Origin of the sequence: Microbacterium sp. R1 (assembly GCF_015159725.1) — a bacterium.
Classification (GTDB): domain Bacteria; phylum Actinomycetota; class Actinomycetes; order Actinomycetales; family Microbacteriaceae; genus Microbacterium; species Microbacterium oxydans.
In genome coordinates this window covers 34,142-57,494 of sequence record NZ_JADDUD010000001.1, presented here as the reverse complement: position 1 = coordinate 57,494, position 23,353 = coordinate 34,142, and the positions used below count along the sequence as shown (strand labels likewise).

Here is a 23,353-nt window from a genome sequence, read left to right as displayed (position 1 = left end):
GAGCGTTTCTGCCAGGCACGAGAGGGAGCCCCATGAAGTCCACCACGAGTAGGGCGTCACGCATGCGGCGCTCGACCACGGCGGATCAGATCAAGCAGCTCATCCTGACGCGCGGGCTCACCCCGGGCGACCCGCTGCCTACGGAGGCGGAGCTCTGCGACGAGCTCGACGTCTCGCGATCCTCCGTGCGTGAGGCCATCCGCACCCTCTCGACCCTCGACATCGTCGACGTGCGTCACGGCCATGGAACGTACGTCGGACCGATGTCGCTGGATCCGATGGTGGAGGCCCTCGTCTTCCGCGGGGTGCTGTCGCCGGAGGGGTCGCTGCAGGCGCTGCGCGAGGTCGTCGAGGTGCGCCTGGCGCTGGACCTCTCGATGGCCGAACGCATCGTGGAGGCGGCCAAGGCGGATGATGACCCCGAGCTCGACGCGCTGGTCGCCGACATGGTCGACAAGGCCGAGCGCGGCGAGCATTTCCTCGAGGAGGACCGCGCCTTCCACACCCGCCTGTTCGGCACGATCGGGAACCGCCTGGTCGGGCAGCTCGTCGGCGCCTTCTGGGATGTCCACACGGCGGTGCTCCCCCAGCTGGGGATCCCGCAGCCCGATGACATCCACAAGACGGCGAAGGCGCACGGCGACATGCTCGAAGCGGCGCGCTCCGGCGACGTCGACCGGTATCGCCGGGCTGTCGTCGAGCACTACGAGCCGCTGCAACGCGTGCTCGCGAGTGCCGCGGGCGACGCTCAGGGCTGATCGGTGCGACTCCCACTGCCCGGGGAGGAGGCGGGGGCGATCGCGACCGTCGCCGACACGAGGCCCGAGAGGCGGTCAGGGACCGGGACGGGCGCCAGCACCACGGGGCGACGCTCCGGGTGATCGAAGCGCCGCACCGCACCGTCGAGGACTTCGACCAGGAGCGGATCGATCGCCAGGCCGAAGCCCACGGCCTTGAGCACGGCCTCCTTGGCGGTGAAGACGCGTGCGGCGTCGGCGATCGACGCCACGCGTGCCCGCTCCTGCGGGGTGAAAGCCATGGACAGCACGTCGTCGCCGTCCACGAAGGCGGAGTGCTGCTCGACATCGATCCCCACCTCCGCCCCCTCGCAGAAGGCGACGGCCACGAACGTCCCGCTGTGCGAGATCGACACGTCGGGCCATTGCGTGCCCTCGAATCCGCGCCCCGGCTCCCCGGACAGGACCGGCTTCCACTCCCCCGCCGCCGTGAACCGCCGCGTGAAGCGGGCGGCGCCCAGCGGGACTCCCCGCACTTCCCGAAGTCGACGGTGCACCATGACGCGCCCCGTGACGAAACGGCGGGCATCGCCCTCACGCCGGAACGCGGCGAGGCGGACACGGTCGTCGTGCGTGAGCGGGAGCCAGGACGGCGGATCCGCATCCTCCAGCCGATCGACGAGCTCGACCTCGGCCACCAGGCGGCGGGGCGGGGCTTCGGTCCGCGCATCGCCGGGGACGCGGGCGTCGCCGGGCACGAGGAACGGGATGTCGAGAGGCGGGATGTCGAGGAGGGGGGACGAGGTCATCCCGTCGCCTCGCGCACGACGGAGGTGATGTCCGTGACGGTGCCCTCGCGAACCTCCAGCACGCGGTCGAGCCGGGCGAGAGTGGACTCCCGATGGGCGACGACGACGACGGTCCTGCCCTGCGCGAGTCGATCGAGCGCAGCCTCGACGAGTCCGGCGGTCTCCGGATCCACGTCGGACGTCGCCTCGTCCAGCACGATCACGCGGCTCTCCAGCAGGGCGATCCTGGCGAGCCCGACCAACTGCCGCTGACCGGCGGAGAGAGATCCGTCCGCTCCGACGGCCGTATCGAGTCCCTCCGGAAGCGCGTCGACCCACCGCGACAGGCCGAGGGTGGCGAACGCCCCCCGCAGGTCCGCGTCATTCGCGGAGGGTGCCGCGAGACGCAGCTCCTCGGCGATGGTGCCGGTGCCGAGCTGCACCTCCTGCGGCACGAAGGCGACGCGGAGCGCGCGCTCCGCGGGGGCGAGCGCTACGAGATCGGCATCGCCGCAGCGCACCGTGCCCCTGATCGGGGCGTACAGCCCGGCGATGACCAGTGCCAGCGTCGACTTGCCCGCTCCGGAGCGGCCGGCCAGACCGTAGCGCAGGCCGCTCTCCAGGTGCAGACTGACCCCGCGCAGCACGGGCTCGCCGCCGTAGTCGAACCAGACGTCGCGCATCTCGATCCCCCCGTCGGATCCCGCCGCGTCAGCAGGTGCGGTGTCACCGTGGCGAGCATCGCGACCGCCCACGCCGACGGGAGTGTCCGAGCCGGTCGCGCGGAGGAGGTCGTGCGCGCGCGCCGCACCCGTCGCCGCCTCCTCCACTGCCCCGACGAGGGCGACCAGGTCGGCGAAGCCGGAGAACAGGGTCACGCTCGCCAGCAGGAACGTGACCACGACCCCCACGGAGACCGCACCCGCGCCCACCATCGACACCCCGACGACGATGAGTGCCGCGAGCGTCACGCCCTCGATGAGCGACATCGCGCTGATCCAGCGGCCGAGGACCACCGTGCGCATCTGGGCATGGACGGCAGCGGCGTTGACCTCGGCCGAGCGCTCGTCCAATCGGCGCCGCGTGACCGGCGGAGCATCGGCGATCAGCGTCCGCGCCCGCACGCTCTCCGCGAGCTCCGCCACGACGTCCGCCTCAGCCGCCGCCTCCGCACCGTAGGCGTGAGCGGCCCCGGAACGGAACCGGTGCATCACGAACAGCGCCGGGGGGAGGAAGACGACGACGAGGACGAGCGTCAGCACCCAGGACTGGAATGCGAGCACGGTCACCAGCAGGACGACGGTCGACCCAGTCACGAGAAGCGCGGTCGACGACTCGCGCACGAAGGCGGAGAGCGCGGCGATCTCGGCCGTGCCACGTTGGAGCAGCTCGCCGTGTCGATGCCGTTCGACGAATCGCAAGGCCACGGTGGTCAGCTGCGCCGCGATTTGATCCCGCACATCGCGCACGAGGAACTCCCCGCCGCGGGCCAGTCGACTCCTGCCCACCGCCGAGAGCACGAGCTGGAGCAGAGCGAGCCCCACGCCGATCCCCGCGAAGGCAAGGGCCGCCGCACGCTCACCGCGCAGCAGCGCGTCGGTCACCCGGCCGACCACCACCGGGGCCAGCGTGGCGGCGAGGCTCGCTCCGACACCGAAGACGATCGCGCTGACGAGCAGGAAGCCGTGCGGCCGCGCGAACCGCAACGCTGCACGCACGACCCCGCGCCGCGGAGGCGTGGCGACGAGCCGATCGGGGTTCGCTGCCCGAACCCGCCCGCCGGTGGCATCTGTCGCTGCCGCCGTCGCTGCCGCTGTTGCCGTTGCTACTGCGCGGTTCATGCCGACACCTCGGTGCGCGCGGGAAGACGCAGCACCGCGTCCGCCGCGTCGAGGATCGCGCCATGCCCGGCCACCACCACGATCCGCTCTCTCGCCACCGCCGTGATCGCCGCGATGATGCGGGCACCCGTCGTCGCATCGACAGCGGAGGTGACGTCATCGAGGAGCAGCACGGCGGGCTCGACCACGAGCGCCCTGGCGAGGGCGAGCCGCTGCACCTGTCCTCCCGATAGCTCTCCTCCGCCCTCACCGACCGAGGCGTCCAGCGCGTCGACCGATCGCGAGGCGAGTTCGGTGTCGAGGCCGACCGTCGCGAGCGCACGCCGGTAGCGCGCGTCGTCGGCATCGCCGTCTTCCGTGGCCGCACCGAGCGCGAGGTTCTCCCGCACGGTCCCGTTCAGCACGAGGGGGCGCTGGGGGACGAGATGCACCCCGCCGACGGGTCCCGTCGGCGGGGCACCGTCCACGAGCACGCGGCCCGCGTGGGGGGCTTCGATCCCGGCCATCACCCGCAGCAGGGTCGACTTGCCGCTTCCGGTCGGCCCGCTGAGGCCGATCAGACGACCCGGCTCGAGCGTGAGCGCGATCGGCTCCCCCTCAGGGAAGATCCGGAGCTCGTCCAGCACGATACGCCGAGCCGAGGTCCCACCCGCTGCGGCCGTCTGGGCGTCCAGGACCGGCTGCAGTCGTGCCGCGCCCACGCGCGCGTCCGCGCTCTGCGTCCACCGCTGGAGCCCGACCTGCACCGCGATCCCGACGGTCGCCATCCACCCGCTGAACGTCACGAGACCACCGACCGTGAGGCGTCCGTCGAGAACCGCGAACACGGCGACGACCACGCCGACCGCGGTGGCCACGGCGGGGATCCCCTCGCCCAGGGCCGTCCATCGGGCGAGGATGCCCCCGGCCCGCACGGTGCGTTCGGAGAGGTCGGCCGAAAGTCGTGCATGGCGCTCGACCACCGTGTTCTCCATCCCCGCCCCGCGCACGGTGACGGCGCTGCGCAGCAGATGATCGACCGCATCCGCCCGCCGGCCGTGGGCCTCGGCGGCATGCATCGACGCGCGTTCGAATCGCCGGGGGTACACGACCGCGAGCACGATCAGACACGGCACCGTGGCGCCCGCGACCACCAGGAGCCAGGGGTCCAGCGACGCGAGCCCCGGCACGAGCACCCCGACCGTGACCGCGATCACGACCCAGGTGGGGAGGCCGTGCACCCAGACCCGGACCAGATCGACATCCCGTCCCGCGCGGATCACCAGATCGCCGGTGCCGCCCGATGCGCGCCCCGAGTCGGCGATCGCGCACGTGCGCAGGCGTGTACGCAGGAGCACCCCTGTCCTCGCATCGGCGAGGTTGGCGAAATGGTCCCACACGCACATCCCGAGGAACTGCGCGACCCCGGCTGCGAGCACGACCGCTGCCCACCATGCCGCTGCACCGAGGTCTCCCCCGATCACACCGTCGTCGATCGCGAACCGGAGCACGAAGGGCGCAGCCAGGAAGCCGGCCTGACGAACGACGGCACCGGCCATCGACAGCGCGAGCGGTCCACGCACGCTCCACGCCGCCCTGCGGAGCAGTCGCCCCCGTTCGGCCGACCGGACCGGATGGGCCTGGGTGCCGCCCGCGGGTCGACGACTCATCTGCCCCTCTCCAGACGGCGCGAGATGGCCGGTCCGATCCGCTCCCACGCGACGGGAGCGACGATCCCGGCATGGTCCACGTCCAGCACGGAGCATTCCGCGCGCTCTCCGAGTCGCACACCCCAGCCCGTCGACGCGGGCTCTTCCCGTCCCGCGACGAACAGGAGCGTCGGCACGTCGGTGACGGGCGAGACGGACGCGGCCATGAGTCCTGAGGCCCACGCGTGGCTGGCGACGATCGCATCGACCGTGGCACGGTCGTCGAGCCCGAGCACACCGCGCGAGGCGCGGATCGCCTCCTTGAGGTGCGGATAGTCTCCGGTCCCGTCCCGAAGCTCCGCGAAGAAGGCGGTCTGCTCGGCGCGCACCGCGGCCTCGTCGTCCGAGCCGAACACCTCGGCAGAGGAGGAAGCTCCCTGCTCCCCGGACAACGGCGCCGGGTCGAGGAGGGCGAGCAGGTCGACCTCCTCCCCCTCGGCGACCAGCCGAGCGGCGATCGCGTGGGCGACGTTGCCGCCGAAGGAGTACCCCACCAGCCGATACGGACCGTGCGGTGCGATCTCCCTGATGCGCGCGAGGTACTCCAGCGCGAGCTCGTCCACGTCGCGCGCCCCACTCTCGCGACCGGAGAGCAGCGGAGCCTGGAGCCCGATCACGCCCGTACCGGCGGGGAGGAAGCGGACCAGCGGCGCGAACTGCCAGGCGAAGCCACCGGCAGGATGCACGCAGAACAGCGGTGGCGCGTCCGTCGTCGGCTCGCGGAGCGCGAGCACCGGCGCGAGACCGGCATCCCTCGCAGGATCGCCGATCGCGGCGGCCAGAGCACGCACGGTCGGTGCGGCCATCACGGTCCCGACCGGAACCCGCACTCCCAGCTCCTCGCCCAGCTGGGCCACGACCCGCATCGCCAGGAGGGAGTGGCCGCCGAGGTCGAAGAAGCCCTCGTCCCGGTGCCCGACGGCCACGCCGAGGACTCTCGTGAAGACGGCGGCGACGAGCCGTTCCGCCCGCCCCTGCGGAGGTTCGCCGCCGCCAGAGCCACGCGGTGCGGGAAGGGCGTCCCTGTCCACCTTGCCGTTGACCGTGAGTGGGATCACCGGGACGACGGCGAACAGGGACGGCATGGCGTAGGGAGGCAGGATGCCGGACAGGTGCGCCCGCAGCCCGTCGATGAACGCCTGTTCCGCTTCACCGGGATCGCCGGCGTCGGGCGAGAGGTGCGCGCCGGGTGCGACGACCACATGCACCCGGAGAACGCCGCCCGTGGCGCCGCCGACCGACGCGGCGGCCTGCACGATGTCGGGGTGGCTCTCCGCCGCCTTCTCGATCTCGGCGAGCTCGATGCGGTAGCCGCGGACCTTCACCTGACCGTCGTCGCGTCCGCGATACTCGATCCCGCCGTCCTGTCTGCGGTGCACCCGATCGCCCGTCCGATAGAGACGGTCGCCCGGTGCACCGAAGGGATCGGCGACGAAGCGTGCGGCGGTCAGTGCCGTCTGCCGGTCGTAGCCGCGAGCGAGGCCGTCGCCCGAGAGGTACAGCTCCCCCGTCCCTCCCGGCGGCACCTCGCGCAGCCCCGAGTCGAGCACGTAGGCGCGCGCTCCGAGGATGGGCCGCCCCAGGCAGGGCTCGGCACTCGAAGCCAGGTCGGCGCCGAGCGCGTTGATCGTGAACTCCGTCGGACCGTAGAGGTCGTACCCCGCCGTGTGCGGATGGTCGCGGAGGGTCGTCCACAGCTCGGCTGGTACGGCTTCCCCACCGAGCAGGACCAGCGCCGGCGGCCGCCCGTCGAGAAGCCCCGCGCGCAGCAGTTCCCGCGCGAAGGAGGGCGTGACGTTCACGACGTCGATGCCCACTCGCCCGTAGTGCGCCACGAGGGTCTCGACGTCGAGACGGCTCTCCTCGTCGACGATGTGCACCTCGTGACCGTCCAGCAGCCAGAACAGCTCCTCCCACGACATGTCGAACGAGAACGACACGGTGTGCGCGATCCGCAGCGGCGAGCGCCCTGCACGGGCGATGGTCGGCCGGAAGATCGCCTCGAGGTGGTTGTCGTACATCGTCATGAGCCCGCGGTGCGGCACGACCACACCCTTCGGCTCGCCCGTCGAGCCCGAGGTGAAGATCGTGTATGCGGCGTGGTTCGGTGTGAGCCGCGGCGGGGTGAAGCGGGCCTCCGTCCCTTCGTGCACGGCGTCAGAAGCGCCGGGGAGCTCCCGTCGCGGTATGCCGGCGGGCCCCTCGTCCGCCGTGTCGGCGGCCCCCGGGGAGACGACCACGAGCTCCGCTCCCGCACGGTCGGCGAGACGACGTCGACGCTCGACGGGGTGGGCGAGATCCAACGGCAGGTACGCCCGGCCTGCCCGGAGCACGCCGAAGATCGCCGCGACGTGCTCGATCGTGCGTGGCAGCTCCAGCGCGACCACCGACCCAGGGCCGCGAGTGCCGTCAACGACGAGTGCGGCGATCCGGTCGACCTCCCGCTGCAGACGCGCGAACGTCCAGGAGGCCGCGGAGCCGCGCGCGTCCCGCCCGACCAGTGCCGTCCGGTCGGGGTGACGGGCTGCTGCGGTGGCGAGCAGATCGGCGACCGTGTCGTGATCGGCACCGTGTCTGGCGGTCGGTGCCACGGTGGTCGCCTCGGCATTGACCCGTTCGATCGCCGGGCGGTCATCCGGCACCGCGATGGGGATCCGTGCGACAGGAGCGCCCGTATCGGCGGCGAGAGCGCCGAGCACGGCGAGGTACCGATCGAGATAGCGCTCCGCGCGACCGACGTCCACCACATCGGGACGGTAGGCGAGCGCCACCTCGAGGCGCTCGCCGGGATTGACCGTCATCGCGAGGCTGTAGTGCGTGCCGTCGTGGGCCTCCGCCTCGGATATGCCGTGCCGGAGGAACGTCTCGGACTGCACGGCCTCGTCGACGGGGAGATTGCGGAAGACGTAGAGGGTGTCGAAGAGGACGGCCTGACCGGACGCCTGCTGCACGTAGCTCAGGCCGACGTGGTGGGCGTGCATCACCTCGGACTGCGCGGCCATGTGCGATCGCAGCTCTTCCGTCAGCTGACGCCCGGGATGGATGCGCACCCGCACCGGAACCGTGTTCATCAGCAGGCCGACCATCCGGTCCACGTGCGCGACCTCTGCCGGTCTGCCCGAGACCGTCGTCCCGAACACCACGTCATCCTGTCCCGTGATACCGCGGAGCACGTGCGCCCAGGCGTAGCCGAGGACGGTGGAGAGGGTGACGGATGAGCGCCTGGCCAGCGCCGAGAGCCCGCGGGAGAGCGCGGCGTCGAGCACGGCCGTGACCGACTCGGAGAGCACCGGGGGTGCGGCGATCGACCGGGGTTCGACGAGGGTCGGACCGGGGAGTCCGGCGAGGGCCGATCTCCAGGCGTCGATCCCGGCGGCCCGGTCCTGCTCGCCGACCCAGTCGAGGTACGCGGAGTAGTCGGCTGTCGGCGGCAGTCCCTCGTCCGAGACGGGCCCCGGGACGGCGAGCGCGCGGTCGTAGAGCTCGAACAGGTCTTCCAGGAGCAGGGTCTGCGACCAGCCGTCGGTGAGGATGTGGTGATGCACGAGGCTCACCATCGCGTGCGCGGGACCGAGCCGCACCAGGACGAGTCGGATGAGCGGGGGCGCGGCCAGATCGAACCCCTCGTCGACCTGGGCTTGCGTGAGACGCTCCAGCTCCCCCTGCTGCTCCGTGTCCGACCGACCCCGCAGGTCGAGTTCCGCGAAGGGCATCGCGGTCGGAGGGACGATCACCGAGATCGGGTTCCCGCTCCCGTCGTCGACGAACCCCGCGCGCAGGCTCGCGTGGCGGCGGAGCAGGGCATCGCCGGCTCGGCGCAGCGCGTCGGCGTCGACCTCTGACCGGAGCGTGATCTTGTGCTGGACGACGTACACGTCGACACCGTCCGCTGCCGCGCCCAGACGCGTGTGCACATAGAGTCCCTCCTGCAACGGCCCCAGAGGCAGCACGGCCTCCCACCCGGGGAAGCGGCGATCGAGGTCGGCACGCTCCTGCTCGTCGAGCACGACCGCGCCGGCCTGCCCTGCGCTGCTCCGGTCGTCCTCCGCATCCACGGCCGGACGGCCGGCATCGGTCGCGCGTGCGACGAGCGCCGAGACGGTGCGGGCGTCGAAGACGGCGCCGAGCGTGACGATCGCCCCCGTCCGCCGCGCGAGCGCGACGAACCGGATCGCCGAGATGCTGTCGAGTCCCGCGGCGAAGAGGTCGTCCGCGGCACCCACCTCCGCCCCGAGGATCTCGCGCGCCGCGGCGAGCAGGCGAGGGCCGACCCCGGTGTCCCCGACGGGTGATTCCGCGCCGGATGTGCCGGTGCCGGATGTGTCGGTGCCGGATGTGTCGGTGCCGGATGTGTCGGTCCCGGCCGCCGGAGCCGACCTCGTCGAACGGATCATCCGCAGCGCCTCTGCCCGGTCGAGCTTGCCGTTCACGGTGGTCGGGAGCTCCTCCACGACGACGACCGCGACCGGCCGCTGCGCCTCCGGCAGGAGGGCGGCAGCGGCGGCGAGAAGATCATCGGCGCGGGGCGGTCGTCCCTCGCTCGGCTTCGCACGGACGAGGGCGACGAGAGCCGGACTCGGATCCTCGTCCAGCACGACGGCCGCCGCCGCCACGCCGGGAAGCGCCTCGAGCACCGCCTGCGTCTCACCGGGCTCCACCCGCATGCCGCGGATCTTCACCTGATCGTCGACGCGCCCCCGGTGCACGAGCCCTGCGGGCGTGCGTTCGACGAGGTCTCCTGTGCGATAGAGCCGCTCCCCGGAACCACTCGGGTCGGCGATGAAGCGCTCGGCCGTCACAGCCAGGCGACCGAGGTACCCGAGCGCGAGCTGTGCGCCGCTGAGGTAGAGCTCACCCACCCCGCCGGGCTCCACCGGACGCAGGAGCCGGTCCAGCACGCGCAGCCGCGTGCCGGGAGTCGCTCGTCCGATCGGGGCGCTCGACCCCGTCGCTCCCTCGGCATGATCCCCGGCGGTGACGTCGATCGCCGCCTCCGCCGGACCGTAGAGATTGTGCACGGGGGCTTCGGCGAGCGCCGCGGCCCTTTCCGCGAGGGCAGACGGCAGGGACTCGCCGCTGCAGAGGATGCGGGTGATGCTCGACCACTCCGGCCGAGGCACCAGGTCGAGGTAGGCGGACAGCATCGAGGGCACGAAATGCAGGGTCGTGATCGCCTCGGCCGCGATGAGGGCATCCAGCGCCTCGGGATCGCGGTGTGCGGCAGGAGGAGCGAGCACCAGCCGGGCTCCGGTGACGAGAGGCAGGACCAGCTCCCAGACGGAGACGTCGAAGGAGAGCGGCGTCTTGTGCAGGATCACATCGCCCTCGTCGATCCGATAGCGATCGCGCATCCACGCGAGCCGCACGGCGAGCCCCCCTCGGGTGTTCACGCATCCCTTCGGGCGTCCCGTCGTTCCGGAGGTGAAGACGAGGTACGCCGGCGCGTCGGAACGGCGACGCGCAGCCGCGTCTGCTGCTGTCGATTCAGGCGCTGTGGATGCAGCGAGTGTGGATCCAGCTGCCGCAGCCACGCGCAGCTCGCGCACGGAACCGGCGCCGAGCGCGGCGTCCGTCACCGGGGCGGAGGAAGCCCCCGTGGCTCCCAGCTCTTCCGCGAGGGGCTCCATCCCCGGCGCGATGTACAGTGTCGTCGCTCCGGAATCGGCGAGAGCGACACGTCGGCGCTCCACAGGAAGCTCTGGATCCAGTGCGACGAACGGGCGTGCTGCGCGGAGCGCCGCGAGCACGCCGATGACGAGAGCGGACGACCGCGGCGCGAGCAGGGCGACAGGACCGACTCCCGCACCGAAGACGCGCGCGAGCTGGTCGGCGGCCGCGTGCAGCGCCGCTGTCGTGATGCGCTGCTTCCCCGCCACGAGCGCGATGCGATCGCCATGAGCGTCCCGAGCCGCGTCGAGGAGCGCGTCCAGGTCCGCATCCGGAACCGGTCCGCCGTCCAGCTCGTCGCCGGCGTCTTCGGCACCGCTCTGCGTCGGCAGCGGGATCCTCGCCACACGCGCCGAGGGTTCCGCGATGACGGCATCGAGCACGGCATCGACCAGATCGAGCACGGTCTCCCCGCCGTATCGCGCGCCCGTCCGGGTGACGACCTCCAACCGGACCATGTCGCCGATCTCGACCAGGAGGGCAAGCGGGTAGTGCACCTCGTCACGTGCCCACGTGCCCGCCACCCGCAGACCGCCGCTCGCGCTCACCCAGTCCGAGATCGCATCCGGATAGTTCTCGACGACGAGCAGGCTGTCGAAGAGCGGGGCGATCCCCTGAGCCGACTGCACCGTGCGGAGATCGGCGCTGGGGGCCGCGGCGAGCACGCCCTGCGTACGGTGGGCGCGCTGGACGACCTCCGACGCGAGGTCGCCGGGTCGCACACGCACCCGGAACGGCAACGTGTTGCCGAGCAGGCCGATGATCCGCTCCGCTCCGGGGATGCCCACGCCGCGACCGGACACGGTGAAGCCGAAGACCACGTCATCACGGTCGACGATGTGACCGAGGACGATGCCCCAGGCGGCGCTCACCACGGCAGCCGGCGAGACGCCGAGGGAGCGGGCCCTGGAACGCAGCGCCTCACCGTCGTGTCGGTGCCGCACCTTCCGCACGGGGGAATCATCGACGCCCGAAACGGCTCCTTCCGAGGCGCCTCCATCCGAGACGATCGTCGCCTCCGTGACGCCGTCCAGCAGTCCGGTGACGAGCGCGCCGTCGGTCGGGTCGGGCTCCTCCGGGGCGACCACATCGAGGTAGTCGACGAAGTGCGCCTCCGACTCTGGCGGGGTCTCGCCGGTCGCCCGACTCAGGATCTCCTCGAGCAGCAGGGGGATCGACCAGCCGTCGAGCAGCAGGTGGTGCGCGGTCACGAGCAGCACCGCGCGAGCCGCTGTCACACGCAGCAGGGCGACCCGGATCAGCGGCGGCCGCTGCGGATCGAAGCCGCGCTCCCATTCGGTTGCGGCGAACGCCTGCACCGGCGCGGTGATCGACGCCTGTCCGCGCGCAGATCCTGCGGCCTCCGGCAGATCGACGACGGTGACATCGGGTTCGACGCGCTCCGGCACGAACTGCACCGGATCGCCGTCGGAACCCGCGAAGAAGCCGACCCGGAGGTTCTCGTGCGCGGCGAGGACCTCCGCGACGGCCGACCGCACCGCTTGGGGCGAGAGCTCACCCTCGACCTCGACGGCGGCCTGCAGCAGGTACGTGGGAGACGCCCCGGTCTCCCGCTCCCACAGCGAGTGGAAGAGCAGACCGTGCTGGAGCGGGGTGAGCGGCCAGACGTCGAGGACAGCGGCCGTCGATGCGGAAACGGTCGACGGGGAAGCGGTCGAGGGGGAAGCGGTCGTGCTCACGGGGTCTCCTCCAGGAGTCGTTCGATGCTGCTGAGGTCACGCGGGGCCAGGCGGGCGCGAGTCCGTCTGACGGCACGGGGTGCGGGCGACTCGGCGTCTGCCGAAGGCACGGCGGCGGCGGCGAGGCCGGCCAGCCTCTCGTGCGCGAACACCTGACCCGGGGTGATCGTGAAGCCCCGGGCGCGGACCAGCGCGACCAGGCGGATCGAGGAGATGCTGTCGCCGCCGAGCTCGAAGAAGGCCTCATCGGGCGAGACGCGGGAGAGGCCGAGAACCTCGGCGACCGCATCGACGACCGCGCGCTCCGCGTCGTTCTCCGCAGCGCGGCCCGTCGCGACCACCGCCACCGGATCGGGGAGTGCTCCGCGATCGATCTTCCCGTTCAGGGTGAGCGGGATGGCATCCAGCACGGTGACGATGCGGGGCACGGATGCGGCCGGGGACGTGGCAGCGACGGCATCGCGCACGGCGGCTCCGTCGAGGTCCACACCCTCCTCTGGCGCCACGTATCCGAGCAGCCGAGCGCGGCCGGTCTGATCCGGGCGGACGACGGCCGCCGCCCGGTGCACGCCGTCGACGCCGCGCAACGCGGCTTCGATCTCGCCGAGTTCGAGGCGGTGACCGTCGACCTTCACCTGGTCGTCGACGCGGCGGAGGAAGCGCAGAGCACCCGAGGGTTCTCTGCGGACGAGGTCGCCGGTGCGGTACATCCTCGACCCCGGTTCGCCCGAGGGGTCGGCGACGAAGCGGTCGGCCGTGAGATCGGGACGGTCCCGATACCCGCGGGCGAGCTGAGGGCCGGCGAGGTAGAGCTCTCCCGCGACGCCGAACGGCACGGGTCGCAGCGCGTCGTCGAGGACGAGCGCGCCCACTCCCGCGAACGGTCGGCCGATCGGCACCGTCGCCGCTTCCTCGTCCGCCGCTTGCAGCCTCGCACCCAGAGCCCACACGGTCGCCTCGGTGGGACCGTAGACGACACGTGCCGCGCGACACGACGCACGCAGCCCACGCGCCAGGTCCGCCGGAACGGCTTCGCCTCCGACCAGCGCGGTCACCGCACGCCAGGCATCCGGCTGCTCCTCCAGCAGCGGCCGCCACAGCGACGGCGTCGCCTGCACCAGGGTGCACGCCTCGCCCGTCGCGAGCGCCGCCAGACGCTGTGGGTCGCGGACATCGCTCCGACTCGCGATCACGACCGCCGCGCCGCTGATCAGTGGAACGAACAGCTCGAGGGCTGCGATGTCGAACGACACCGTCGTGACCGCGAGCAGGCGGTCCGCCGAGGTCAGGGCGAGAACGGATCGTTCGTGGGAGAGGAAGGCATCGAGAGCCGCGCGCGGGACGACCACCCCCTTGGGGCGTCCGGTCGATCCCGACGTGTAGATCACGTATGCGGCGCTCTCCGGCAACACCGGCGTGCCGCGCACGACCGCAGCCGCGGCGTACACGCCACCGGACACGGGGGCGACGGACCGGACGGACAGCTCGTCCCGTCCTCTGCCCGCACCCCGTGTGCTCTCGTCGACGAGCACGAGCGCCGGGTCGGCGTCGTCGAGCATCAATCGCAGTCGGGCATCGGGGTAGTCCACGTCCAGCGGGACGTAGGCGGCACCCGCGGCGAGAACGCCGATGAGGGCGGACAGGAGCGCCGGGGTCCGCCCCACCGCGACGGCCACGCGGTCCTCCGGCCCGATCCCGCGCGCACGGAGCTCGCCGGCGATTCCTGCGGCGTGCGCGAGCAGGGCGGCATAGTCCCACGTCTCCGCGTCTCCCCGCACGGCGACGGCCGATGGCGCCTCCAGTGCTCGAGCAGCGAGCGCGTCGAGGACCGGCGTGAAGCGGTACGTCTCCCGCTCCTCGGGGACGCGCACCGGCTCATCGGGCAGACGGGAGTCGATCGTGCAGACGGGTGCCGTCGGCTGATCGAGCAGCCGACCGATCCACAGCACGAGACGCCGGGCCAGACGCTCGACGCTCGACCTGTCGAACAGGTCGGCAGCGGCGACGAGCGTGAGAGCACCGTCGGAATCGTCCGGTCCGTGCCCCTCACCGGGATCCCGGTACCGGATCGCGAGGTCGAACCGCGCGGCGTCGACGAGCCCGCTGCGCTCGACGGCCGGTCCCGCCGGCAGCTGGAGAGCACCTTGATCCCGTTCCTCGACGGCGACCATGGTCTGGAACAGCGGATGCCGGGCGAGGGAGCGCCGCGGCGCACAGGCATCCACGATCTCCTCGAACGGCACCCCGACGTCGTCGAGAGCGTCGAGCAGGGAATCGCGCGCACGGTCGACCATCTTGGGGAACGCCGCATCGCCGGAGACGTCGATCCGCAGCGGCAGCGTGTTGACCAGGTAGCCGACCGTCCGCTCGAACCGCGCGTCGCGCGTCGTGGCAGGGGTGCCGAGCACGATGTCGGTACCCGCCCCCAGGGCCCGGAACAGGGTCGCGACGGCGGCATGCAGCACCATGAGACGGGTCGCGCCGTGTGCGGTCGCGAAGGCGTCGAGCGCCGCGACGGTCGCCGGGGGGACAGCGGTCTCGACGGTCTCCGCGCGGTATCCGGCCTGCTCCGGACGGGGGCGGTCCGTCGGCAGGTCGAGCTCGACGGGGATGCCCCGCAGACGCTCGCGCCAGCGCCCCACCGCTGCGGTCTCGGCGGCCGACTCGACGATGGCGAACGCACCGAAGGGCACCGAGGCCGCGGGCGCACGATCGGCGAGCAGCGCCGAGAGGTCCTCGCGGATCACCCGGAACGAGGTCTCGTCCACCGCGATGTGGTGCGCGGCGATCACGAATACGTCCCCCTCGGGATGGCGCAGCAGCGCGGAGCGAACAGGCGGGGCGGCGAACACGTCGAAGACGCGTCCCTCCTCCGCCGCGACGGCCACGTCACGGGGTCCGTCGACGTCGACCACTGCGAACGAGGGAGGGGGATCGGCGAGCACCTCGGCCCGGAAGCGGCCGTCCGCCCGGCGATAGACCGTGCGCAGCACAGGGTGGTGGACGACGAGCGCATCCCAGGCCCGCTGCAGGTCATCCGCGTTCGTGCCCACCGGCACGTCGTACGACACCGGTACCGTGTAGGTCGCGCTCGGGCCCTCCAGCTCCGCGAGGAACAGCAGCCTCCGCTGCGCTGCCGAGACCGGGATCATCCCCGCGTCGATGGGTTCCGGCGACGACGGTGGCGCGGTGTCGATCGTCGCTTCCCTTGCACGCGCCGCGATCCGATGGAGCACGCGCTCCTCCAGGACGTCGCGCACGCTGAGCAGGTAGCCGGTGCGACGCATCGCCCCGAGCACGCGCAGCGCGGTCAGGGAGTGACCGCCCAGCGCGAAGAAGTCGTCGTCGACCGAGATCTCGGGTCCGCCGATCACGGAGAGCACGGCGGCGACCAGAGCGTGCTCCGCAGGCGTGGTCGCTGCCACGACGTCCCTGGTCGGGTCCTCGCCGGGGGCGGCGAGCGCGAGAGCGCGGACCGCCACCCGGTCGATCTTCCCGCTCACGGAGACCGGGAGCGCATCGACCACGACGATGCGGGCAGGCACCGCCGCAGCTGGCAGGAGAGCCGCCAGTTCCGTCCGCAGCCGCATGCTCGTCGGAGCAGCGCCTTCGACAGTCGTGACGGCGGCGAGGAGGCGCGCGCCCACCGGACCGTCGGCGTCGAGGGCCACCGCGGCCTGCGACACTCCGTCCAGGCTCCGGAGCGCAGCCTCGACCTCGCCGAGCTCGATCCGATTGCCGGCGACCTTCACCTGATCGTCGAGCCGCCCGTGGTACTCGACGCGTCCCGCACCGTCCACGCGCACGAGATCGCCCGTCCGGTAGCGGCGGGAGCCATCGGGCGCGGCGACGAAGCGCGACGCCGTGAGGCCGGGTCGCCCCAGGTAGCCCCTGGCGAGCTGTCCTCCCTCGAGGTACAGCTCTCCCCTGGTGCCCGGGGCGACGGGACGCAGCCAGGCATCACGCACCACGGCTCGCGCGCCGGGCACCGGCGTGCCGATCAGCGGTTCCGTGCTCTCCGCCACGACGGCGCCGAGCGCATCGACCGTCGCCTCGGTGGGTCCGTAGAGGTTGAGGGTCCTGGTCGTGGCCGACCGCTCACGCAGCGCCGACCAGAGCGCAGTGCTGACCGCCTCGCCGCCCAGCAGCACTTCAGGAAGCGGCCGAGCTCCGTCGAACAGCCCCTCCTCGACCAGCTGCTCCGCCAGCACGGGAGCGACGTCGATGACGTCCGCCGCGCACGCTCGGGCGGTGAACAGGGCGGGGTCCCGACGCTCCTCGTCGTCGAGGAGGATCAGCTCGTGCCCGGCGAACAGCCAGTGGAGCTGGATGAGCGAGGTGTCGAATGCGAAGGATGCGGAGTGCACCGCGACGATCCGGTCCCTCCCCTCCTCAGCCGTCATCCGCGCGACGAGTTCGGCATGACGCCCCGAACGCAGACCCTCGAAGTGGGTGTCGAGGGCGTCTCTGGTCAGCACCACGCCCTTCGGTCGTCCGGTGGACCCTGAGGTGAAGATCACGTAGGCCGCCGCGGCGCCCGGTACCGACCGCGGCGCGAGCGTCACCGGCGAGATGTCCGCCGGGTCGACGACAGCGATGTCCGCTTCCGCGGCGAGCTCCGCCGCCGTGCTCCCCCGCGGGGCGAGCACGAGAGTCGGGCATGCTTCGGCGAACACCTCGCGCACGCGCTCGCGTGGGGAGGACTCGTCGATCGGGAGGTATGCGGAACCGGCAGCCAGGGTGCCGATGATCCCGGCGACCGCCTCGACACCGCGGGGTACCGCGAGGGCGACGATGTGCTCCGGTCCGACTCCCGCGCGCTCCAGAGCCGCCTGGAACCCGCCGGCCACGTCGGCGAGCTCGCCCGCGCTGACGACCCGATCGCGGAAGCGCAGGGCGGTGGCATCCGGAGCGTTCGCCGCGGCGGCGCGGAACGAGGCGAGCACGGCGGGGGCGCCGTCGTCCGCACGCGGCGCGCGCTCCGGGTCCGGCCCGATGAGCGCCCCTTCGCCGCTCGCGACGGGCAGCTCCGCAGGTGCGATGCCCAGGTCCTCGGAGAGCCTGTGCAGGATCAGCGCGAACTCCGCGGCGAGAGCGGCGGCACGCTCATCGGAGATGCGAACCGGATCGTGCTCGAGCGCGATCCGGAGCCCCTCTCCCGGGAGCACGGTGATCCCGACCGCGTAGTGCGTCGCTCCGGCGGCCTGCACCTCGCCGACCCGGAGGCGGTCCTGGCCGGTCGCGACCGGCGAGGGGTAGTTCTCGACCACCACCAACGAGTCGAAGAGGGTTCCGACCCCCGTGAGGGACTCGATGTCGGACAGCGGCAGCGCCTCGTGATCCTGCAGACCGGCGCGCTCCTGCTGCAGCTCGGCGAGCTGAGCCGAGAACGCGATGCCCGGACGCAGGCGGAGTCGGACCGGGACCGTCACCGAGAGGAGCCCGACCACGCGATCCACACCCTCGACGGCCGTGGCGCGTCCGGCGGTCGTCATGCCGACGACCACGTCGGTGCGCCCCGCGGCGCGGCCGGCGACCTGCGCCCAGGCTCCGACCACGACGGTGCCGGCCGTGAGCCCCGCGCTCCGTGCGGCCGCCAGCAGCCGCTCGCCGACCAGGGGATCCAACGGAACCGGGATGGTGCGCGTCGCGGACCGTGGGGTGGACATCGCCGTCGTGTCATCGTCTTTCGGCGTCGCGGGAGCGACGAGCGTGGGGCCGTCGAGGCCGGCGAGGTGCGCGGCCCATGCGTCGCGCGCCGGTGCCTGGTCCTCCGCCTGCTGGGCGACGAGGGTGCGACGGAGATCTCCCCACCCGTCCGCCACGCTCTGCCCTGCCGCGGCGGCGACGACGCGTTCGATGAGCAGCGGCGTGGACCACCCGTCGATCACGAGATGATGCGCCCCGAGCACGAGCACGGCACTGGAGCGCCCGCTGCGAACCACATGGGCATGCAGGAGCGGAGGGCGGGATACATCGCTCGTGCGTGCGAGTTCCGCGGCGACGAGGTCGGCGACCCGCGTCTCGGCGCGGGCGGCGAGCACGGAGTCGTCCCCCGTGTGGTCGTCCTCGTGGATCATGACGTCGACCTCGGGCTCCCGAGGGATCAGCTGCACGGGACGGTCGGTGAGATCCGCGACGAACGCGGCGCCGAGCTGGGGGTGCGCCCGCACCACCGAGCGCACGGCCTCGGCGATCGTCTCCAACGCCAGCGGTTCCGTGGCATCGGCGCGCGGGTTCGTCAGCGGGATGGTCGTGACGGTCGAGTAGACGTCGTCCGTTCCGTCGCGGAGCGCGTGGAACAGCAGCCCCTCCTGCAGCGCTGTGAGCGGAGCGATGTCGCGAAGCGGGCCTCTGTCCGCCTCGATCCGCTCGATCGTCCCGAGGTCGAGGCCGGGGAGCGCGGCCTCGGCAGGGATGAGGGTCGCCGCGGGTCCCGCTCCGGGCGCGGCCAGCTGATCGGCGAGATCGACCAGCCCTTCGAGGGCACGGTCCCACGCCGCGAGCAGCACCGGAAGCCGCTCGGCCAGCGCCGGCGCCACGGTCCATTCGACCTCGAGCCCACGATCGTCCGGCGCGACGAACACCGCGACCTCGATCGCGTGGCCGATCCTGAGCCGATCCGGGTGATGCACGGTGAACGGGCGCTCTCCGCGCAGGCCCACCGTGGGCCGCTCCCCCTCGGCGGAGCGCGTCGCCTCGCCGAAGCGTCCCAGGTAGTTGAGCAGCACACCCGGCACGGCCGCATCCGCCACCGCGCCCGCACCGTAGCCGTCATGCGGCACCTCCGCCCTGGCGTGACGCACGGCGCGGATGGCGCAGGTCAGACGCTCGGCCGCTGCGAGCCCGCGCGCGGGCAGGTCGACCGCCACGGGGAACTCGGTCGTGAACCAGCCGATGCCGTCGGCGAGCTCCTCCCCGTCGTCCAGGGGTTCGCGACCATGGGTCTCCCACTCCACGAGCAGCGTGCCCTCGGCCTCCGCCCAGTCCTGCAGGGCCACGGCGAGCGCGGCGACGAGGACCGCATCCGGGCGTGCCTCCAGACCCGCCGGGATCCGGTCGAGCACGGCCGCCGCGATCCGGGCATCCCCCACCCGCCAGAGACGGAGCGCCGTCGAGGACTCGGGGCCGGGGATCGGATGCGGGAAGACCGCGCACGAGCGGTCGGCGACACGACGCCAATGGGATTCCTCGACCGGATCGAGGCGGCTTTCCTCCAGGGCCAGCGCCCGGCGGCGCCAGGCAGACTCCGGTGCCGTCGGGAGATCGCGCCCGTCGAGTAGACGAGCGAGTTCGTCGACGAGGATGCGCCAGGAGATGCCGTCGATCACGAGATGGTGCGCCACGAGGACGAGCACCCCATCGGCCGGCAGGAACCCGGCTGACACCATCCGCCCCTCGGTCGGAGCCAGTGCCCCACGCATGCGGGGCAGCAGATCGGCCACGTCGGTGCCCTCGAACAGCGGGATGGGCGTGGGGGCGACGGGTATCTCGGCGTGCCAGTCTCCGCCCGAGTCCTCCCGGACGACGAGGGAGAGCACCGGATGCCGCGCGACGAGGCCGGCGAGTGCGGCCGTCACCCCCGCGGTGTCGACACCCGGCACGCGGATCTCGACACTCTGCGCATAGTCGCGCACGTCCTCGAGCGACGGGGCGAGCGCCTGCAGCGCGCGCACCACCGGCGGCAGGGGCACGGGGCCGGTCGCGGCGACGACGGTCAGGGAGTGCGCGCCGGCATCGGCATCGAGCGGACGCAGAAGCGGGGCGAGCCCCTGCGCGGTGCGGGCGGCGAACACCTCGCGCGGTCGGACGATCCACCCGGCGCGCCGGAGCGCGGCCGTGATCGCGATCACCGAGATGCTGTCACCACCGAGCACGATGACGTCGGCGTCGGCCGGCACCTCCTCGAGCCCGAGCACGTCGGCGATCGCGCGGCACACCGTGCGCTCCCGGTCGTTCGAGGGCGCGATCCCGGTGATGGCGCTCCGCACGGGATCCGGGAGGGCGGCGACGTCGAGCTTGCCGTGCGCCGTCTGCGGCAGTCCGTCCAGCACGACGACGCCGTGCGGCACGAGATGATCGGGCAGCAGGTTTCGCAGGGCGGAGAGCAGGGCTTCGGGGTCGAGAACTACGGTGTCGAGGGCGTCCGCGGCGTCCGTCGATCCGACGGGGACGGCGTACGCGAGGAGTCGCGCCGACGCCCCGGTCCCGCGGACGATGGCCTCGGCGCGGGCCACGTGCGGGAGGGAGGCGAGGGCGGAGCGCACTTCGCCGAGTTCCACGCGGTGTCCGCGGACCTTCACCTGATCGTCGCGGCGACCTCGGGTGGAGAGCAGCCCGTCCTCCTCGACGCGCACGACATCGCCGGTGAGGTAGATGCGGCCACCGCCTCCGCGGGGGTCAGCCACGAAACGGGAGGCGGTGAGTCCCGGCATCCCGAGGTAGCCGCGCGCGAGGTGCGGTCCTGCGAGCGCGAGCTCGCCCGAGACCCCGACGGGAACGGGGTGGAGCGCGGAGTCGAGCACGAGTGCGTCGGTGCCGGCGAGCGCCCGACCGATGCGCGGCTCCGGTCCCTCGACGACGGCGCCGAGGGCGTCGACCGTGGCCTCGGTGGGGCCGTAGAAGTTGTGGGCATGGACGGGCCCGTCGGCCAGCCGCCGCCACAGCTCGGGGGATGCGGCCTCGCCGCCGATGAGCAGGAGGGCCGGCGTGTGCGCGGTCTCCAGCAGACCGGAGTCCACGAGGGCGGAGGCGAAGGTCGGGGTCACGTCGAGGGCATCGATCTGCAGGCGATCGACCGCCTCCACGATCTCGCGGGCATCGCGGCGGTCCTCTTCGTCGAACACGACCAGCTCGTGGCCCAGCAGGAGCCAGAGCAGCTGCTCCCAGGAGGAGTCGAAGGCGAACGATGCGGTGTGCGCGGCGCGGAGCCTCCGTCCGGCATGGGCAGCGATGGGCCGGAAGAGCGTGTCCGCGTGATGCGCGAGGAAGAACGCGAGCGAACCGCGGCCGACGCCGACACCCTTCGGGGTGCCGGTCGATCCCGAAGTGTAGGTGACCGAGGCGAGAGCCCCGGATGCCGGCACCGGGAAGACGGCATCGACCCGAGCGGCCGGCAGCTCCGCCGTTCCGTCCTCGCCGAGCACGAGCGCACGCGGGTGTGCGGCGGCAGGCGATCCGTCGAGTGCGACCACGAGTCGCGGGTCCGCATGCCGGAGCACGAAGGCGATCCGCTCGTCCGGGTAGGCGAGATCGACCGGTGCGACGGCGGCGCCGGCTTCGAGCACCGCGAAGATCGTGACGACCAGATCGATGCCGCGCGGCAGAGCGATCGCGACGACGTCGTCGGTGCCGATGCCCCGGGAGACGAGCACGGCGGCGAGCGCACGCACCCGCGCCTGCAGCTGTGCGAAGGTCACCGCATCATCTCCCGCACGGATCGCGACCGCTTCCGGATCGGCCGCGACGGCACGCGCGAGCGCCTCGGAGATGTCGACGAGCGGATACCCGCCGTCCGGTAGGGGCTCCGAACCCGACGCACCGCTGTCACCGTCCGCGAGTGCGGCCGCCCGGCCGAGCGGTCGCGTGGGCTCGGCGGCGATCCGGGCGAGGAATCCCGCATACCGTCCGGCGATCCGGTCCGCCTCCGTCGGCGAGTACACGTCGGGGTTGACCTCCAGTCGCAGACGCACACCGCCGTCCGCCGCGGGAATGATCGTGAGGTCGACGTCGTCGACGGGACCTGCGGCGACGGTGCTGACGGTTCCCACCGCCGCGGCGAAGTCGAGCACCGGGGTGTACGGCTTGATGTTCACGCCCGGTCCGCGCAGCAGTGAGGGCATGCCGCGTTCCTGAGAGATCTCTTCTCCTCTGGTCCGTTGAGCACGCCGGAGCACCCCGAGGTCGGAGCTCACGCGCAGGGCCACGGCGAGCAGGGAGTCGGCGGGATCGACCCGCACCGGGAGGGGGAGCACACTCACCGACATGGACGGCGTGCGGGCCGCGACACCGGTCGCGCGTGCGGCGAAGGGCACGCCGAGCACGAGACGGGACACGCCGGCCGCCCTTCCCGCGAACGCGGCGAAGGCGGCGACGTGCACGTCCGCCCAGGTGAGACGCCGGTCGGATCCTGCGACGGCCCCGAGGTCGGCGGCCGTCTGCGCCGAGACGGGCACGTCGACCGTATGGGCTCGCCGCACAGCCGGAGCAGCACCTCCGGAGAGCGTAGGGACATCCGCATCCTCCACGACCACGGCCGCGTCGAGCAGGCTCCGCACCGATGCCCGATCGGAGTCCGCAACGGCCGATTCCGCATAGGCACGTTCTTCGTCGCGCAATGAGGAGGAGCGCGCGAACCCGACGCCCAGAGGGCCTGCGCCGACGAGCACGCGATACCGCTCGGCCACCCGATGCGCGATGAGCGAGATCGAGTAGCCGTCGAGGAGAGCATGGTGCGAGCGCAGCAGCCACACCACGTGATCCGCTGCGGTGCGCACGATCACCTGTCCGACCAGCGAATCCGCGTCCAGCCCCCCGCGCCCGCGTGCCAGCTCGCGGGCGAACAGCGCTTCCGCTGCGGCCTCCGGATCGGGTCGGTCCGCGACGTCATGCACCTCGATCCGCACGGGTGCATCGCTGCGCACCCGGCACGGGGCACCATCGTCCCCGATCACGATCCGGTCTCCCAGCGTGTCCGCCTCGGCGATCGTGGCGCGGATCGCCTCGGCCAGCATCGCCGTCGAGACATCGCCGGCGATGTCCACCCGGTCGGCGACGACGAAGACGTCGGAGTCCGGGTCCAGCAGCTGCGCGTCGACGATGCTGCGCTCGGCGGCGCTCAGCAGCCGGTCGTCGGACGGGGGGACGGGGGAGGTCGTGGTCATCGCGGTCTTCTCTTCGTGGGAGGGGTCCAGATCAGGAGCGGATCCCGGT

At 72.6% G+C, this 23,353-nt stretch carries 6 protein-coding genes; 1 reads left to right on the top strand and 5 read right to left on the bottom strand.

The window, feature by feature from the left end:
* Positions 1-32: 32 nt before the first annotated feature.
* Complete coding sequence (locus ILP86_RS00205; RefSeq protein ID WP_046748580.1) at positions 33-758, top strand: FadR/GntR family transcriptional regulator; 726 nt, start codon at positions 33-35, stop codon at positions 756-758.
* On the opposite strand, the gene ILP86_RS00200 is transcribed toward ILP86_RS00205, so the two are convergent.
* The 5 genes from ILP86_RS00200 to ILP86_RS00180 are packed head-to-tail and all read right to left on the bottom strand — an operon-like array spanning position 749 to position 23,304.
* On the bottom strand, positions 749-1,546 hold the full coding sequence (locus tag ILP86_RS00200; RefSeq protein ID WP_058631985.1) for a 4'-phosphopantetheinyl transferase superfamily protein: 798 nt from the start codon (positions 1,544-1,546) through the stop codon (positions 749-751). The genes ILP86_RS00205 and ILP86_RS00200 overlap by 10 nt on opposite strands.
* Entirely contained in the window at positions 1,543-3,366 is a 1,824-nt protein-coding gene (locus ILP86_RS00195) for an ABC transporter ATP-binding protein (RefSeq protein WP_193761111.1), read from the bottom strand. Before ILP86_RS00195 ends, ILP86_RS00200 begins: the two co-directional genes overlap by 4 nt.
* Positions 3,363-5,015, bottom strand: a complete 1,653-nt coding sequence (locus ILP86_RS00190) for an ABC transporter ATP-binding protein (RefSeq protein WP_179515703.1) — start codon at positions 5,013-5,015, stop codon at positions 3,363-3,365. Before ILP86_RS00190 ends, ILP86_RS00195 begins: the two co-directional genes overlap by 4 nt.
* Entirely contained in the window at positions 5,012-12,421 is a 7,410-nt protein-coding gene (locus tag ILP86_RS00185) for a non-ribosomal peptide synthetase (protein ID WP_193761110.1), read from the bottom strand. The genes ILP86_RS00190 and ILP86_RS00185 overlap by 4 nt, the downstream gene beginning before the upstream one ends.
* Positions 12,418-23,304, bottom strand: coding sequence for a non-ribosomal peptide synthetase (locus ILP86_RS00180; protein WP_193761109.1), 10,887 nt, complete (start codon positions 23,302-23,304; stop codon positions 12,418-12,420). The genes ILP86_RS00185 and ILP86_RS00180 overlap by 4 nt, the downstream gene beginning before the upstream one ends.
* Between the last annotated feature and the right edge of the window lie 49 nt (positions 23,305-23,353).